Origin of the sequence: Bulleidia sp. zg-1013, assembly GCF_019798045.1 — a bacterium.
In the GTDB taxonomy this organism is placed as follows: Bacteria; Bacillota_I; Bacilli_A; order Erysipelotrichales; family Erysipelotrichaceae; genus Bulleidia.
This window is the reverse complement of the sequence record NZ_JAGXEX010000003.1, coordinates 30,654-47,671: the sequence shown is the minus strand read 5'-3', so window position 1 is coordinate 47,671 and position 17,018 is coordinate 30,654. Positions and strand designations below refer to the sequence as shown.

Annotated in this window: 12 protein-coding genes; all 12 read left to right on the top strand. The window is 37.6% G+C overall.

The annotated features are described in order from the left end of the window. The first annotated feature begins 86 nt into the window (after positions 1–86). Positions 87–2,030: a methionine--tRNA ligase gene (gene metG, locus K7I92_RS03510; protein ID WP_304502892.1), complete on the top strand. Its 1,944-nt coding sequence runs from the start codon at positions 87–89 to the stop codon at positions 2,028–2,030. A 60-nt stretch (positions 2,031–2,090) separates the two neighbouring features. After that, complete coding sequence (locus K7I92_RS03505; RefSeq protein WP_220282079.1) at positions 2,091–2,864, top strand: hypothetical protein; 774 nt, start codon at positions 2,091–2,093, stop codon at positions 2,862–2,864. A gap of 12 nt (positions 2,865–2,876) precedes the next feature. Beyond that, a complete protein-coding gene (locus tag K7I92_RS03500; protein ID WP_220282078.1) occupies positions 2,877–4,379 on the top strand; it encodes a hypothetical protein in 1,503 nt (500 codons plus the stop codon). 236 nt (positions 4,380–4,615) lie between these two features. Continuing rightward, on the top strand, positions 4,616–7,141 hold the full coding sequence (gene mutS, locus K7I92_RS03495) for a DNA mismatch repair protein MutS (RefSeq protein WP_220282077.1): 2,526 nt from the start codon (positions 4,616–4,618) through the stop codon (positions 7,139–7,141). Further along, positions 7,134–9,971, top strand: coding sequence for an excinuclease ABC subunit UvrA (uvrA, locus tag K7I92_RS03490; protein ID WP_220282076.1), 2,838 nt, complete (start codon positions 7,134–7,136; stop codon positions 9,969–9,971). Before mutS ends, uvrA begins: the two co-directional genes overlap by 8 nt. 97 nt (positions 9,972–10,068) lie before the next feature. Further along, positions 10,069–11,007: an HPr(Ser) kinase/phosphatase gene (gene hprK / locus K7I92_RS03485; protein ID WP_203245073.1), complete on the top strand. Its 939-nt coding sequence runs from the start codon at positions 10,069–10,071 to the stop codon at positions 11,005–11,007. Beyond that, on the top strand, positions 11,007–12,353 hold the full coding sequence (locus tag K7I92_RS03480) for a prolipoprotein diacylglyceryl transferase family protein (RefSeq protein WP_220282075.1): 1,347 nt from the start codon (positions 11,007–11,009) through the stop codon (positions 12,351–12,353). The genes hprK and K7I92_RS03480 overlap by 1 nt, the downstream gene beginning before the upstream one ends. A 36-nt stretch (positions 12,354–12,389) precedes the next feature. Then, positions 12,390–13,253, top strand: a complete 864-nt coding sequence (gene rapZ / locus K7I92_RS03475; protein WP_220282074.1) for an RNase adapter RapZ — start codon at positions 12,390–12,392, stop codon at positions 13,251–13,253. Continuing rightward, positions 13,246–14,187 carry a uridine diphosphate-N-acetylglucosamine-binding protein YvcK gene (gene yvcK, locus K7I92_RS03470; protein WP_220282072.1) on the top strand — a complete coding sequence of 314 codons (942 nt, stop codon included), beginning with the start codon at positions 13,246–13,248 and terminating at the stop codon, positions 14,185–14,187. Before rapZ ends, yvcK begins: the two co-directional genes overlap by 8 nt. Continuing rightward, positions 14,188–15,114 (top strand): DNA-binding protein WhiA, encoded by a 927-nt coding sequence (gene whiA, locus K7I92_RS03465; RefSeq protein ID WP_220282071.1) that lies wholly within the window; start codon positions 14,188–14,190, stop codon positions 15,112–15,114. Positions 15,115–15,137: 23 nt separating this feature from the next. Then, positions 15,138–16,085: a DUF2156 domain-containing protein gene (locus K7I92_RS03460; protein ID WP_203245078.1), complete on the top strand. Its 948-nt coding sequence runs from the start codon at positions 15,138–15,140 to the stop codon at positions 16,083–16,085. After that, complete coding sequence (locus K7I92_RS03455; RefSeq protein WP_220282070.1) at positions 16,045–16,962, top strand: GNAT family N-acetyltransferase; 918 nt, start codon at positions 16,045–16,047, stop codon at positions 16,960–16,962. Before K7I92_RS03460 ends, K7I92_RS03455 begins: the two co-directional genes overlap by 41 nt. Positions 16,963–17,018 lie beyond the last annotated feature (56 nt).

The following is a 17,018-nucleotide window of genomic DNA, read 5'->3' as shown; positions in this document are numbered from 1 at the left end:
TGAAATAGCATTATTTAGGTAAATAAGCGCTAAGAGTTTGTTATAATGGATAAAAAGCACTCATTTGTGCAAGGAGGACTCCATTGATGAGCGAAAAAAACCCATATTATATTACAACAGCGATTGCGTATACATCCGGCAAACCACATATTGGTAATGTTTATGAAATTGTTTTAGCCGATGCAATTGCACGTTATAAGAAAATGGAAGGCTATGATGTTCATTTCCAAACCGGAACGGATGAACATGGTCAAAAGGTGGAACAAAGAGCCCAAGAACAAGGTAAGACACCAAAAGAATTTGTGGATGAAATAGCGACTGTTGTTAAGAAACAGTTTGATGTTATGAATGTACAATATGATCGTTTCATTCGTACAACTGATCCTGACCATGAGAAACAAGTCCAAAAGATTTTTAAGAAATTCTATGATCAAGGTGATATTTATAAAGGTGAGTACGAGGGTATGTATTGTGAAGAGGATGAAGCTTTCTTCACAGCCAGCCAATTAACCGAAGATGGTTGTTGCCCGGTTTGTCACGGTAAAGTCAAACCAATGAAAGAAGAAACTTATTTCTTCCGTATGAGTAAATATGCCAATCGTTTGATGAAGTATATTGAAGACCATCCTAATTTCATTCAACCAGAAAGTCGCAAGAATGAAATTGTGAATAACTTCTTAAAACCCGGTTTACAGGATTTAAGTGTTTCTCGTACTTCGTTTAAGTGGGGAATTCCGGTTGAGTTTGATCCGAAGCATGTTATATATGTTTGGATAGATGCTTTAAGCAATTATATTACCGGTTTGGGTTATGATGTGGATGGAAATCATGGTTCATTATTTAAAAAATACTGGCCGGCAGATTTGCACTTAATTGGTAAAGATATTGTTCGTTTTCATACAATTTATTGGCCAATTATGTTGATGGCGCTGGATTTACCACTTCCAAAACAGGTATTTGGTCATCCATGGTTGATGGTAGGTGAATCGAAGATGTCGAAGTCTTTGGGTAATGTCATCTATGCGGATGATATGGTTAATGTTTTTGGTGTTGATGCCATGCGTTATATTTTTTTGCATGAAATGCCATTTGCCCAGGATGGTCATATTACCTATGATTTGATACTGGAAAGAATCAATTCGGATTTAGCGAACAATATGGGTAATTTAGTCAATCGTACAATTTCCATGCAGAATAAGTACTTCAATGGTATGGTTGCTAATCCACGCAACGACGAAGAATTAGATGTGGAATTTAAAGAAACCATTTTAAGCAAAGTAGCGGAAGTGAAAGAAAAGATGGAAGAATTAAAGGTACAGGACGCATTGGATGTTATCTTGGAATTATTCTCTCGTTGTAATAAATACATTGATGAAACAATGCCATGGGTATTGGCTAAAGATGGTGAAAAGATTGGTCGTTTAGCAACGGTTCTTTACAACTTATTAGAATCTATTCGTATTGGGGGCATTTTATTAAGACCTTTCTTACCGGAAACCTCGGAGAAAATTTTAGCTAGTTTGAATACGCAACAAATAACCTTTGAATCTTGCAATGTGTTCGGTCAATTGGAAACGGATATTCAAGTGGTTGAACAACCAGAAATTTTATTCCAACGTTTGAATGAAAAAGAGGTTGCGAAACAGATTGATGAAATCAACGCCAAGTATGTTCAAGAAGAAAAGAAAAAAGCGATGCCTAAGAAACCAATGGTAGAAATGGATGATTTCAATAAATTGGACTTACGAGTTGCGAAGGTTTTGACTTGTCAAAGACATCCGGATGCGGATAGATTGTTTGTATTAACAGCGGATTTAGGTAACGGGGATGTGCGCCAAATTGTGAGTGGTTTGGCAGAAAGCTATATGCCCGGTCAAGTCATTGGTAAGCGAGTCGTTGTAATCGCAAACTTAAAGCCGGTAACGATTCGGGGTGTGGAATCAAGAGGAATGTTATTGGCGGGGAAGGAAGAAGGACGCATTGGCTTAGTGGAAGTCAATGGTTTGGAACCGGGTACAATAATTTCTTAAACCAAGTTTTAAAAGCTTGGTTTTTTAGTATTCCAGTGAGAAACTTGGTATACTATCCTTATGAAGAAAATGAACAAATTTGTCTGCATTGTTCGTCCGGATGGAGTATCGATGCAGTTAAAAGAAGATATTCAAAACCATATGCTTAAAAAAGGTTGGCAAGAGGATTTAATCCAACCGGAATTGGTTTTTGTGATTGGCGGTGATGGTGCTTTTATCCATGCGGCTCATGAATATGTGGATGTGCAACCTTTGTATTATCCCATTCAAACGGGAACCTTGGGTTTTTTTGCGCAATATAACCGAGAAGATTTTTATGCATATTTAGAGGCTTTAGAGGGTGATTATTACGAACAAATTCTTCCTTTATTAGAAACGAACATCCATGATGAAGTGATTTATGGTGTTAATGAAATACGTATTGAAAATGTCATGCATACGCAAATTACAGATGTGTTGGTAAACGGTCATTTCTTTGAGAATTTAAGAAGTTCAGGTGTGTGTATTAGTACACAAGTTGGTTCAACTGCCTATAATCGTTCTTTAGGTGGAGCGGTTATTGCGAATGGTGTAGAAGCGATGCAGATGGTGGAAATTGCCGGTATTCATAATCAGAAATACCAGTCTTTAAATGTGCCCATCGTTTTTCCGTGGAATACAGTGCTTCGTTTTCAATCGAAAGATTTTGAAGATGCCGTTTTGGGAGCAGACTCGAAAGTGGTTTCTTTAAAAGGAATTCATGATATTGAAGTACGTTATTCCAAAGAAAAGAAAGTTCGTGTTTTAAGAACGAACTGGTTAAATCCTTTGGATAATTTACAATCATTATTTTAGTTAGGAGGGAAAATGAAAGCTTGGTATTCTGTTTATGATGTTTTAAAAGTACCATTAGAAGCGTTACTTTTGTCTCTTCTTTTATCTGGTTTATCAAATGTTTTGATGAATTCTTATTATGGCATCAATGTTTTATTTCAAAGCGAATATATTTTTGCCTTAGGAACGTTATTGATGCAGATAGCACGTTTTGTGCTGGTGAATTTCCCTTTTATTGTATTATTGGCATTTGCGTATAAAAAGGGAGATGGAATCGAGGTAACCGTTTCTTATATTAGTTATATTGTTGGAACTTTGGTAGCCCCTTCTTTTTCATTGCCGAATTATGCTTATGCGAATTTGTTTGATATCCACCGCTTAACGATAACGAGTTCTAGTTTGCGCTATCCTCTACAAACGGGTTTAATTGGGGTCTTATTGGTAATGGCTGTTTATTCTTTTATACAAAGAACCGAAAGAACAAATATAATTGGTGTAGATATGAAGTCATTATTAAAGATGGCAATATTATTTTCAGTGATTGGTGTTGGTGTTGGTTTTATTTGGCCTTTTTTGGTTAAGGAAATGGAACATGTGAATACGTATATAGCAGTGGATACGAATAATCCTTTCCGAATGAGTTTGTATGGATTTTTGGATAGGGTTTTACAGACAGTTCATCTTGGGGCTTTGATTCGTCAGCCTTTTTGGTACGGCTTGAATGGTGGTAGTTGGGTGAATTTAGCCGGTGGAGTGATTAAAGGTGATGCGTATATTTGGACAGCACAAATGAGTGTGGATCAAACCACTGCCTTAGCCGGTCATTTCTTTACTCCTTTTTATGCGCTGAACCTAATCATCATTCCTAGTTTGATTTGGACATTCTTTTCTTTAGAAACCAATCGAGTGAAGCGTAAGAAGATGATTAAAGTTTATCTTGTATTAACCATGACTTCTTGGCTGGCCGGTATTTCATTGCCAATTCAGTTGGTATTATTGTTCTTAAGTCCACTATTATTTATCTTCTATGTGGGTATGAATGGTTTATTATATGGGGTATTGCAGATAACGCAAATTCGTTTAGGCTATCTTACGAATGAGGCTAATACCATTATTTCAATGCCGGGCACATTAACCGAATATTTATATTACTTTAGCAAACCATTTCTTTATCAAAGTTTGATTTGGATTTTAGTCATTGGTGTTGGTTTTTCGATTTTGTATATTTTAGCAACTCGCTTTTATTTCAAACATATGGCTTTGGATATTTTCTTTTCGGGTAAGCGAAAGAGAATGGTTCATGATGTTCTTATGGCTTTGGGTGGGGTTTCGAATATCCGGCAGTTAGATTCAAACATTTATAGTTTAACGGTTCGCTTGTATGATTCTGGTTTGTTGGATGTGGCTTTGTTAAGAAATACCGGGTGTATGAAAGTGTGCCATAGTTCTTATGGGGAAGAGCTTTCATTTGGGGCGTGTTCAACGATCTTAAGAATGGATATATTAAAGGAAATAAGGAGTCAACCAGAGGCTTAGGAAAATGAAAAGCTGATTTTAATTAGTATGAAAATTGAGATAGCTTCGGGCTTATTGAGAGGTGTATCGTCATCTTTGAAAGCTTCTCTTAATTAAAGATAAACAAGGAAGGCTAGCCAAGAGAACGTTTGTGCCTTTAAGAAATTGAAATGTAATGAACAGCGGTTAAGTGAAAAAGTAAGGGGAGAAATATCCCTTATTTTTAATGCTATAATAAACGAAGTTTAGGAGGCAGTATGGCAGAAAAATATACACCCATGATGGAACAGTACCTTAGTGTTAAGAAGAATTATCCCGATACATTATTGTTTTATCGCGTGGGTGACTTTTACGAAATGTTTTTTGAAGATGCTTTAACAGCCTCTAAAGAATTAGATTTAGTATTAACCGGAAAATCGGCCGGCGTGGAGGAAAGAGTTCCCATGTGTGGTGTTCCTTTTCATGCTGTCAACGCTTATATTCCAAGGCTTGTGAACAAAGGCTATAAAGTAGCGATTTGCGAACAACTCACTAATCCAAAGGAAAGTCAAGGATTGGTGGAAAGAGATGTTGTTCGTATTATCACTCCAGGAACGATGGTGGATGAAATACAAGATGATCGACAAAGTGTGTATTTAGCGGCGATTGAAGATATGGTTTATGGCTATAGTATAGCCATTGTGGAAATGAGTACGGGAGAAAACTATTTACAAGAAATCAATCATCAAAATCTTCATTTGATACAAAGTCTTTTAAAAGCAGATGTTCGTGAGTGTGTGGTTTCTTCTAACTTTGATAAAAAGCTTCAGAAACAAATTCAAGAACAGGGGATTTTAATTTCCATTAGTGAAGAAACCAAGATTGATTCCAGTTATAATTCCTTAACCATTGATATTAAAAAAGAAGCACTATTAAAAGCCTATGGAAGAATGTTGAATTATCTTCAAAATACCCAGAAACAAACTCTTACTCATTTACGTCAACCGAGTTTAGAAAAAGAAGAAGATGCCTTATACATGGATTTTTCAACACGCTTAAATTTGGAATTGGTGCAACCACTTCGTCAAAGTGCCAAGGCAGTAACTCTTTGGTCTTTTTTAGACCATTGTACCAGTGCTATGGGCTCAAGAGAATTAAAGAAGTGGATTGAGAGACCTCTTATTCAGAAAGAGAAGATTGAAAATCGTTTAGATAAAGTTGGCTGGATGATAGAAAATTTTATGGATCGTTCTTTTATTCGCGATAGTTTAAGTCGTATCTATGATTTAGAAAGAATTATCACCCGTTGTGCCATTGGTTCAGCTAATGCAGTAGATGTACAACGCTTAGGGAAAACTTTGGCTGAAGTACCGGCTGTTCTAGACCGTTTACCGGAAGCATTATTCCCGGAATTTCAAAGACTAGATGTCCTACCGGATTTATATAAAGAAATTGATGTGGCTTTAGTGGAAAATCCGCCATTGCTGTTGTCTAATGGTGGATTATTTAAAGACGGGTATAATGCGGAATTGGATGAAGCCCGTTCTATTCAAAAAAACGGTCAGGATTTCATTATGAATTTAGAAGCCAAGGAAAGAGAAAGAACGGGAATTAAGACACTAAAGATTGCTTATAATAAGGTCTTTGGTTATTATATTGAAATTTCAAAAGCGGCGGCACAATCAGTAAAAGAAGAATGGGGTTACACACGCAAACAGACCTTAACCAATAATGAGCGCTTTATTTCCCGGGAATTAAAGGTGGAAGAGGACCGTATCTTACATGCGGCAGAAAGAGCAGTAGAATTAGAAAAGAAACTCTTTCAAGAGTTAATGAACGCTATTAAGAATAAGCTGTGGTCATTACAAGTATTAGCCCGTGCCTTAGCCCAAATTGATGTCTATGCGAATTTGGCTGAGATGAGTCAGAAGCATCAGTATGTACGTCCGATATTTGATGAGCTTGTCTTGGATATTGTTGATGGAAAGCATCCAATTTTAGATGCTCAAATGAAGCATCCAAGGTATGTTGCCAATGCTATTCACCTAGATGCTGAAAAGTACTTAGATTTAATCACAGGGCCAAATATGGGTGGTAAAAGTACCTATATGCGTCAAGTGGCTTTGATTGTTTTATTGGCGCAGATTGGTTGTTATGTCCCGGCAAAGAAATGTCGGATGCCTATTTTTGATAAAATCTTTACCCGCATTGGAGCAAGTGATGATATTTTAAGTGGTCATTCAACCTTTATGGTGGAAATGAAAGAAGCGAATCAGGCTTTGCAAGAAGCTACTTCTCATTCTTTGATTTTATTTGATGAAATAGGGCGTGGTACTTCCACGTATGATGGTATGGCTTTAGCTCAAGCCATGATGGAATACATTGCTCATGTGGTTAAAGCAAAAACGATGTTCAGCACTCATTATCACGAATTAACCGAAATGGAAAATTATTTGGATTGTGTCATCAACGAACACGTGTCTGTGAAACAAAAAGATAAAGATGTAACATTCTTATATAAAGTGGAAAAAGGAGCGGCCGGGCATTCTTATGGAATCAATGTGGCACGCTTGGCCGGGTTACCGGAATCGGTTTTAGAAAGAGCGAAAGATATTCAAAAAGACTTAGAAAATACCGAACATCTTCAACAAGCTGGTTTTCAGTTTGTGGAAATGAAGAAGGAAGATTCAACCATTTCTAAGCTGAAGGATTGTCTAAACAACGTGGATATGGATGATTTAAGTCCGAAACAAGCTTGGCAATTCTTAGCTGATTTACAAGAAGAGGTAAAGAAACATGAATAACGATAGAATTGTAATTAAAGGCGCAAAGGAAAATAATTTAAAGAATATTAGCTTGGAAATTCCTAGAAATAAAATGGTTGTCATGACGGGCTTATCGGGATCGGGGAAAACCAGTTTGGCTTTCGATACGATTTACGCCGAAGGACAGCGTCGTTATGTTGAGTCACTTTCTGCTTATGCCAGACAATTCTTAGGTGGGGTAGAAAAACCAAATGTGGAATTAATTGAAGGCTTAAGCCCGGCCATTTCCATTGATCAAAAAACAACTTCCAATAACCCTCGTTCAACGGTAGGTACTGTAACGGAAATATACGATTATTTGCGTCTTTTATACGCTCGTGTGGGAGTTCCTTATTGTCCAAAACACCATATTGCGATTACCGGTCAAACCATTACAGAGATGGTTCATCAGGTGATGAAATTAGAAGATGGTAGTCGGTTGAGTGTATTAGCACCGGTGGCTCGTAATAAAAAAGGAACGTTTAAAGAGGAATTTCAAAATTGGTTGAAAGCCGGGTATATTCGTGCTCGTGTGGATGGTTCCATCTTTTTGTTAGAAGAAATAAAAGAATTGGAAAAGAATAAACGCCATGATATTGATGTGGTAGTGGATAGAGTGGTTAAAAAAGAAGAGGCTCGTTCACGTATTCATGATTCCTTAGAAACGGCTTTGGGTTTAGCCGATGGGCATGCTTTGGTTTTGAATGGTAGTGAAGAGTTGTCCTTTTCTTCTCATTTTGCTTGTCCTTTATGTGATTTTACAGTTCCAAATTTAGAACCACGCCTATTTTCTTTTAATGCGCCTTTAGGGGCTTGTGATATGTGTCATGGTTTGGGAATTACAGAGGAAGTGGATGTGGATAACTTAATTCCAGATCGTCATAAAACCATTCGTGAAGGTGGTATTCGTTATTATAAGAATATTGTTGGTACGGATAACATTGAATGGCAGACTTTTGCGACGTTATTAAAGGCTTATAAGATAGATATAGATACACCAATTGAACAATTCACTGAGAAGCAGATGAATGCGATTTTATATGGTTCAGATAAACCAATCCCCTATAAAATAACTTCTTCTTCCGGTAGAAGTTATACCAGAAACGAATATATTGAAGGAGTGAAAACGATGATTGAGCGTCGTTATGTGGAAACGACTTCTTCCATGAGTAAAGAATGGTATCATAGTTTTATGGTAGAGAGTCCTTGTCCTAAGTGTCATGGAAAACGATTGAATCAAGAAGCTTTATCGGTATTAGTTGGTGATAAAAACATTTATGAATTCACAGCTCAATCAGTTGTTAAGGCGTTAACGTGGTTAGAAAGCTTAAAACTAGATAAAGAAGCGAAAACCATTGCCGAACTGGTGTTAAAAGAGATATCGGCTCGTTTATCTTTCTTAAAAAATGTTGGTTTGGATTATTTAACCTTAGATCGTTTGGCCGGTACTTTATCTGGTGGTGAAGCACAGCGTATTCGTCTAGCAACGCAGATTGGTTCACAATTGAGTGGTGTATTGTATGTGTTGGATGAACCATCGATTGGCTTGCACCAAAGAGATAATCAACGTTTGATTGCGACTTTAAAGAAAATGCGGGATTTAGGTAATTCGCTTATTATCGTTGAACACGATGAGGAAACGATGAATGAGGCAGATTGGCTTGTGGATATTGGCCCGGGGGCTGGTGTTCATGGGGGACAAGTGATGGCGAATGGTAAGCCGGAAGATGTAAAGAACAATCCAAACTCCATCACGGGTCAGTATTTAAGTGGGAAAAAGATTGTGCCAATGCCAAAGAAACGACGTAAAGGTAATAAAACCTTTATTGAAATCAAAGCTGCCAGTGAGCACAATTTGAAGAAAATCAATGTGAAATTCCCATTAGGTGAATTGGTTCTAGTAACAGGTGTTTCCGGTAGTGGTAAGAGTACTTTAGTCAATGAAGTTTTAGTAAAAGCGGTCTTAAAAAATTTAGGTCGTACAAAAGTTCACCCAGGTGCTTTTACATCCATCAAAGGTTTAGAAAATGTGGATAAATTGGTACAAATTGATCAAAATCCAATTGGTCGTACACCAAGATCCAATCCTGCTACATACACTGGCGTCTTCGATGAAATTCGTGATGTTTTTTCAAAAACACCAGAAGCGAGAATGCGTGGCTATGATCGTGGTCGTTTCTCTTTTAATGTAAAAGGGGGGCGTTGTGAACATTGCCAAGGGGATGGAGTTAAGATTATTTCCATGAATTTCTTACCGGATGTAACAGTTCCTTGTGAGGTATGTGGGGGAAAACGATACAATGAAGAAACTTTACAGTGTACATACAAAGGAAAAAACATCTATGATGTTTTAGAAATGTCGGTAGAAGAAGCACTACAATTTTTTGAAAATCATCCAAGAATTAAGAATAAGCTACAAACTTTACAGGATGTCGGTTTAGGATATTTGAAATTAGGACAATCTTCAACTACTCTATCCGGTGGTGAAGCCCAGCGTGTTAAACTGGCCTCCGAGCTACAAAAGCGTCCAACCGGCAAAACGGTTTATATCTTAGATGAACCAACAACAGGCTTACATACAGACGATGTTAATCGTCTAATCTCTGTTTTACAAAGAATTGTGGATAATGGGGATACGGTTATCGTTATTGAACATAATTTAGATGTGATTAAGAATGCGGATTGGATTATTGACCTTGGTCCGGAGGGTGGCGACCAAGGGGGAACCATCGTGGCACAAGGTAGTCCTGAAAAGATTTGTGAAGTGAAAGAAAGCTGGACGGGGAAATACTTAAAGAAGGTCATGGAATGGACAAAAAATCATGAATAAACAAAGAGTCTTTGAAGAAAAAGGCTCTTTTGTCACCAGATGGCAACTTGGTTTTTATTCTGGTAAGACAATGTTATAATACTGCTTAGGAGTTTGTATGCCCAATAAAAAAATCGTCACAATACAAGAAATAGTCAATTTCTTCCATTTTGTCCAAGTAACAGGGGATGAACATTCTTTACAGAATTTCACTAAGGATAACGATATTAACCGTCCCGGTTTTGAGTTGATGGGTGAGTTTGGTGATTCGGTTCCTTCACGCTTGGTCTTAATTGGCAATAAAGAAATTCGGTATATTAATAGTATGTCCATCCAGCTGCAAGAAACACGTTTTCGCCAGTTGTTGGACTATTATAGCACTGCTATTATCGTAACCCAGAATAATCCTATTCCGGAAGTTATGATAGCGATAGCGAAAGAGTTGAACTTTCCTGTTCTAAGCACGCCTTTAGAAACCAAACAAGTTACCGCTGAATTAGTTTCTTTTTTAGATGAGAAATTGGCGGAAGAGGATACAAGACATGGCGTTTTGGTTTCGGTGGATGGAGTTGGTGTTTTAATCACCGGAGCCAGTGGTATGGGTAAGTCGGAAACGGCTTTAGAACTTATTCACCATGGTCATATTTTAGTGGCGGATGATCGGGTGGACATTTCGTATGTTCATAATGATTTGTATGGAAGAACACCGGAATTATTGATGGGCTTATTAGAAATTCGTGGTATTGGTATTATCGATGTTGAGAAGATGTTTGGTGTTTCTGCCATTCGTCATCGATCTAAAATTGATTTGGTCATTGATTTAGTGCCTTTTGATAATCAAAAGGAATACGACCGCATTGGCGGTGAAGATTTGGAACACATGGAAATTTTAGGTGTTTCCGTTCCAAAGCTAACATTACCAATCAGTGCCGGTCGCAGTTTGGCAGTGCTTGTGGAAACAGCTGTGAAACATTTTATGCTGGTGCGCACCGGTAATGCCGGTGCCAAAATTATTGAAGAAAGATTTATGCGATTAGCAGGCAAGGAGGAAGTGTAATGGAACTGTTCCCTGATTCGACAACTCTATTGAGCCTAGGAAGTTTTTCACTACCTTTTTATGCGCTTAGTTTTTTGATTGGTACTTCCTTTGTGGCTTGGCTTTCCTATCAGGAGGCGAAGAAAAAAGGAATTCGGCGTGAGCTCAATGTGGAAATTATTGCTGTTACAATTTTAGGTGCCATCTTAATTTCCCGTGTTTTTTGGGTGCTTGAAAATTTAAATAATTATTTAAAGTATTTGCCGTATATTTTTGCTTTAAATGATGGTGGTTTCTCTATTGTTGGGGGGCTATTTGGGGCAACGATATTCATTAGTCTTCATGCTAAAGAAAGACACTTATCAGCGTTGCAGATATTAGATTTTGTGGCACCATTGTACCTAGGAGCTAGTGCGATAATTCGTATGGCTCGTGCTTTGGAAAGAAATAGTGTTTGGTTTGCGATTTTCTTAGATACGGTGGGCGCCTTTATGATTTGGTATTTATTTCGCCCTTATCGCCATGGCTTTAAACGTGGACAAGCCTTTGCGTTAACATTCATTTGGCTTGGTTTAAGTACCCTTATAACAACGGTATTTAAATGGGATCCAAATTTGAAGTCACAATTTATTTTAGAAGTAATAACAGAAGCACTTGGTCTTTGTTTGATGTATTGGGTGTATCAACGCAAAGTGGATAAACCAATTTTATTGTTTGACTTAGATGGAACGATTATGGATAGTCGGCGAATGGTGTTGTACTGTTATGCTTACTTGTTTAAGAAATATAGTAGTTTGAAAAACTTCACTATGGAGAGACAAGAAGAGGTCTTTGGGGCTTCTTTGAAGGAAGAAATCGAAAAGTTTTTCCCAAATCAAGATGCGAATGTCTTGGTGCAAGAATATCGTCAATATCAGCGATCATTTTCTTGGTCAAAGGAAGTTTCTTTATTCCCGGAAACACAGGAAACATTGGAATACCTTTGGCAACAGGGATATACCATCGGCTTGGTTTCTTCACGCTTGACAGAGAGTTGTGAATCTTGGTTGAAGCAACTTCATTTAGACCATTGTTTTTCAGTGGTGGTTGGTCGTGATCAAGTAAAACATCCAAAGCCGTCGCCGGAAGGTATTTTCTTTGCTTGTCAGAGATTGAAGGTTAGTAGTTCCAATGCGATTTATATTGGTGATAATGTGTCTGATATTCAAGCCGCTAAGAAAGCCGGTGTTTTTGCGGTTGGTTTTAATACCGAGCAAAGAAAGTTAGCACAGTTAAAGAAAGAAAAACCAAATGTGATTATTCATCAATTGGATGAATTGAAAGACGTTTTAAAGGCTAATCACGCTTGGACTTATGACAAAATGTAAAAAGCCTTTTTAGGCTTTTTTTGGAAAGGATGGGACATGAAAAATAAATCAGTGATTTTAGTTAGTGGAATGAGTGGAGCGGGTAAAAGTTCAGTGACACGCATTTTAGAAGATATGGGCTACCATATTATTGATAACTACCCTGTACAGCTCATGAGTTTTTTGGCGGATATGATTGAATCCAGTATTGATCCCCGTTATGAAAAAGTGGCTTTAAGCACGACAGCCCAAGATTTCCCAACCTTTTTACGTCTTTTTCGTGGAGCGGACATTCGTTTACAAATTCTCTTCTTGGATGCTCAAGATTCCATCCTATTAAAGCGATATAAGAGCACAAGACGTATTCATCCATTGTTGTTATCGAATAGTGCGAACACGTTAGAAGAAGCAATTTCTATGGAACGCCAAACCTTTCAACAATATCGAAGCCCAGATGTCATTACAATGGATACTTCCTTTACAACTGAAAAGGAATTAAGGGCAAAATTAGAAAAATATTTTTTAACTTCTAAGAAACAAGGCTTTTCAATCTCTTTTATTTCCTTTGGTTATAAGTATGGTTTACCAATGGATGCAGATTTGGTCTTTGATGTACGTTTCCTACCAAATCCTTTCTGGGAGGTCTCTTTACGTGGGTTTAGCGGTAATGATGAAAATGTTTATACGTATGTAATGGAGAAGGAAGAAACGAAAGAATTTTTACAATATTTAATGACCTATTGTGACTATGTATTTGGAAAATACCGTGAGGAAGGAAAGAATCATTTGACCGTAGGTATTGGTTGTACGGGCGGTCAGCATCGTTCTGTCACTATCACTAATTACTTATTTGATGTCTACAAAGAGAAATACCATTGTTACAAAGAACACCGTGATGAAAAGGAATGGTTCCATGAATAAGAAGAAAATAGTGGTTATTGGTGGTGGACATGGTCAAGCAACGATTTGTCGTGGGTTAAAAGAATTAGACAAGGTGGAATTAACAGCGATTGTGACCGTAGCGGATGATGGTGGCAGCACCGGTCGTTTGCGCAAGAAGTTTCATATTCCGGCCATGGGGGATATTCGTAACGTGATGATTGCGATGTCAAAGAGTGAATCTTTGATGAGAGTTTTAATGGAATATCGTTTTGAAGATCCGGATGGAACAGAAGTGGATATCGCCGGTCATAACCTTGGAAATTTAATTTTGACTGCCCTAACGCAACAAAGCGGTAACTTTTTAGATGCCATTCAACAAGTCACGGAAGTCTTGAATGTGCAAGGTAAAATTATTCCTGCTACAACTGAAGTGATTTCTTTGTTCGCAAGAATGGAAGATGGTGTGGTTGTGAAAGGGGAAGCGAATATTCCTACCTTGGATAACCATATTATTGAAGTGTTTTATGAGAGAAATGTGCAGGCAACGCCACAAGCCATTGATGCGATTATGAAAGCGGATGTGGTGATTTATGGAATTGGTTCTGTCTATACCAGCATTTTACCAAATGTGATTATTCCGAAGGTAAGAGAAGCTTTGAAGAATACCAAAGCAAAAAAAATATATATCTGTAATGCGATGAGTCAACCGGGAGAAACCGATGGTTATTGTTTAGAAGACCATGTGCAAGCCCTATTCGATCATGGAGCTAAAGTGGATGTGGTCATTGGAACAAGTGATACTATCCCACAAAAGATATTGGATACTTATGAAAAAAATGGTAGTTATCCGGTATATGTATCAGAGTCGAACCATTCGTATCGTTTGATTATGGAATCTTTACTTATGTTTGATAATGGTTTAATTCGTCATAATCCGAAAAAGATAGCCGAAGTGATAGAAAGAGAGGGATAGATGTCCTTTGCGACAGAAGTGAAAGCGGAAGTAGCGGCGAAGAAGATGAATGAGAAGGATGGACGAGCTTGTTTATCGTCCCTTTTGCAGTTGTGTTCTTCTTTGGTTTTATCTAACGGCGGTTTTCAACTGATAGTTTCCACTGAAAATGCGGCGGTGGCTCGTTTGATTGTTCGTTTAATTAAAGAATTGTATCAATCAGAGCTGGAATTGTTCATTAAGAAAAAGATGAATTTGAAGAAGAATATTATTTATGGTCTTCGCATCTATGCCCAAGCAAAACCTTTATTAGAGGATTTAGGGCTTTGGAGCAGTCGTGGTTTATTGGCAAAGCCTTTAGCGAAAATGGTCGTTTCTTCTTCCCAAAGTCGAGCCTATTTAGCTGGTTGCTTTTTGGCTTGCGGTTCTATTAATAATCCGGAGAAATCCAGCTATCACTTGGAAATTAGTGCTAATAGTCAAGGTCATGCAAAATTTATACAAGCCCAAATGAATAAGTTTTACATTCAGGCAAAAATCATCCAAAGAAGAAATAAATGGGTAGTTTATGTGAAGTCGGCAGAAAAAATAGCTGATTTTTTGCGTTTAATAGAAGCGGATGAAGCAGTGATGAATTACGAGAACATTCGTTTATCAAGGGATTTTAGTAATTCAATTACTCGTTTGAATAATATGGATGTTGCTAATGAGGTTAAGAGTCAAAATGCGGCGATGAAACAGCTGGAAGATATTCATCTTTTAGAACAAAGAGGAGTTGCAGTCGATAAGAAGCTAGCGGAAGTCATTCGTTTGCGTAAGGAATATCCAGAAAGCTCTTTAGTCGAATTATGTTTGTTGTATGAACGGGAAACAGGTATGCCCATTTCAAAATCGGGTATGAAGCACCGCTTTGTGAAAATTCATGAGCTTGTGAGAAACGGTTTTTAAAACATTGTGGTAAAATACGTAACATGTTAGTAGAAAATATTAAAAATGATTTTATGCCAATCTCTTTAAAAGATTGGCAATGGGTACAAACCTATTTAGAAAAAAGTGACTATGAGGAATCCAATCATAATATTGTGAATATGATGTTGTGGTTAAAGGAATATCCTCTCTTTGTGAAAGAAGAAGAACACTACCTATTGTTATTGGGAATTCATGAAGGGCAACTATTTGTTTATATGCCTTTAGCGGAAGAGGGTTATTTGCGAGAGGCTTTATTGGATGCTCGGCAAATCTTTGATTTTTATGGTGTTCCTTTTTGTTTGAGTTGTTACACCAAAGAAGTGATGGATTTTGTGTTAGAGGTATTCTCGGATTTATCTGCAGTGGAAGAAAGGTCGGCGGCGGATTATGTGTATGAAGCCGATAAATTAAGAACTTTTTCAGGTAAGAAGCTACAAAAGAAGCGCAATCATATTAATGGCTTTTTGAAGGAGTACGAAGGTCGTTGGACTTATGAAAAGATAAACTCTGAAAATGTTGGGGAATGTTTGGAATTTTTAGAGAATTGGCGTTCGGATGACCCCGATGATTTTTTGCAAAGTGAAAGAATGGGCGTAGAGAAAATCTTACACTTGGTAGATGTTTTGCCATATAAGGGTGGTTTAATTCGAATTGATGGAAAAGTGAAGGCTTTTGCGATTGGTTCTCTCTTAACAAAACGCATGGCACAGGAGAATATTGAGAAAGCGGATAGCTCGATTCGTGGCTTGTATCCAATGATATTAAAAGAGTGGTTGGGGCATGAATATCCAGGTGTGGAACTGCTTAATCGTGAAGATGATACAGGAAGAGACAATTTACGCTATGCCAAGATGTCACTTCATCCGTTATACTTAATAAAGAAATATCGTATAAAAAGGAGTGATGAAGATGATTCAAAGAGCTCTTTCTTCACAAACGGAAGAAATTAAGCAATTATGGAATCTTTGTTTTAAGCAGGAGGATTCTCGATACACCGAGTATTATTTTAAGTATTTGTTTCAAGCGGAACATTGTTACGTCGTGGTTGAGGATGGCAAGGTGGTTAGTTCTTTGATACGGGCGCCACATAATCTTGTGTTACATGGTCAGGTTTTAAGAACCTCGATGATTTTAGGTGTGTGTACACATCCAAGTTATCGGCATCGTGGCTATATGAAACAATTGATGGATATTACACTAGATGCTTGTGAACATTCGGAATTGGTTACGTTAATTCAAGCTTATAATCCAAGATTATATGAACCTTATGGTTTTGAAACGATTTATCGTCGATCGGCTTTTAAAATGCAAGCAAGGGATTTACCACGAACCAATGTTTTCGGTTTGAATTATAATCCAAAGGCTCTGGATTTATTGAAGGTGTATTCGGTATTTATTCGTCGTTTTAATGGTTTTTATGCGCGTGATTTAGCTTATTTTGTGAAGTATCGCAAAGAGATTATTGCCCAAGGTGGTAAAATCGTGGCCTATTATGATGGTAAAGACCAAATCCAAGGCTATGCGTCTTTATTGCCGGACGGTAAGAAACAATTACGAATAGAAGAAGTTGTTTATTTAGATGCGACTTGTTTGGTGAAATTATTGAATGCGGCGGCGCGTGAGAATCCGAATTTGGTATTAGAAGTTAGTGAAGCTGAAGATTTGAGTGGGGCTTTCCCAAAGGCTGAAAGAGTCATTTATGATTCAACGATGGTGCGTTTAAATCATCCCGTTTTGTTTTCAAAGCTATACGGTCACAAAGTAGAAACAGTGGCGGAAGCCTTTGCCTTGGATAATCGACCATTAAATTTAAATGAGTTTGCCTGAAAACTTAAAATAAAGGGCTATCATTGTTCTTCGCAATTGACTGTTTATGGTCAGGA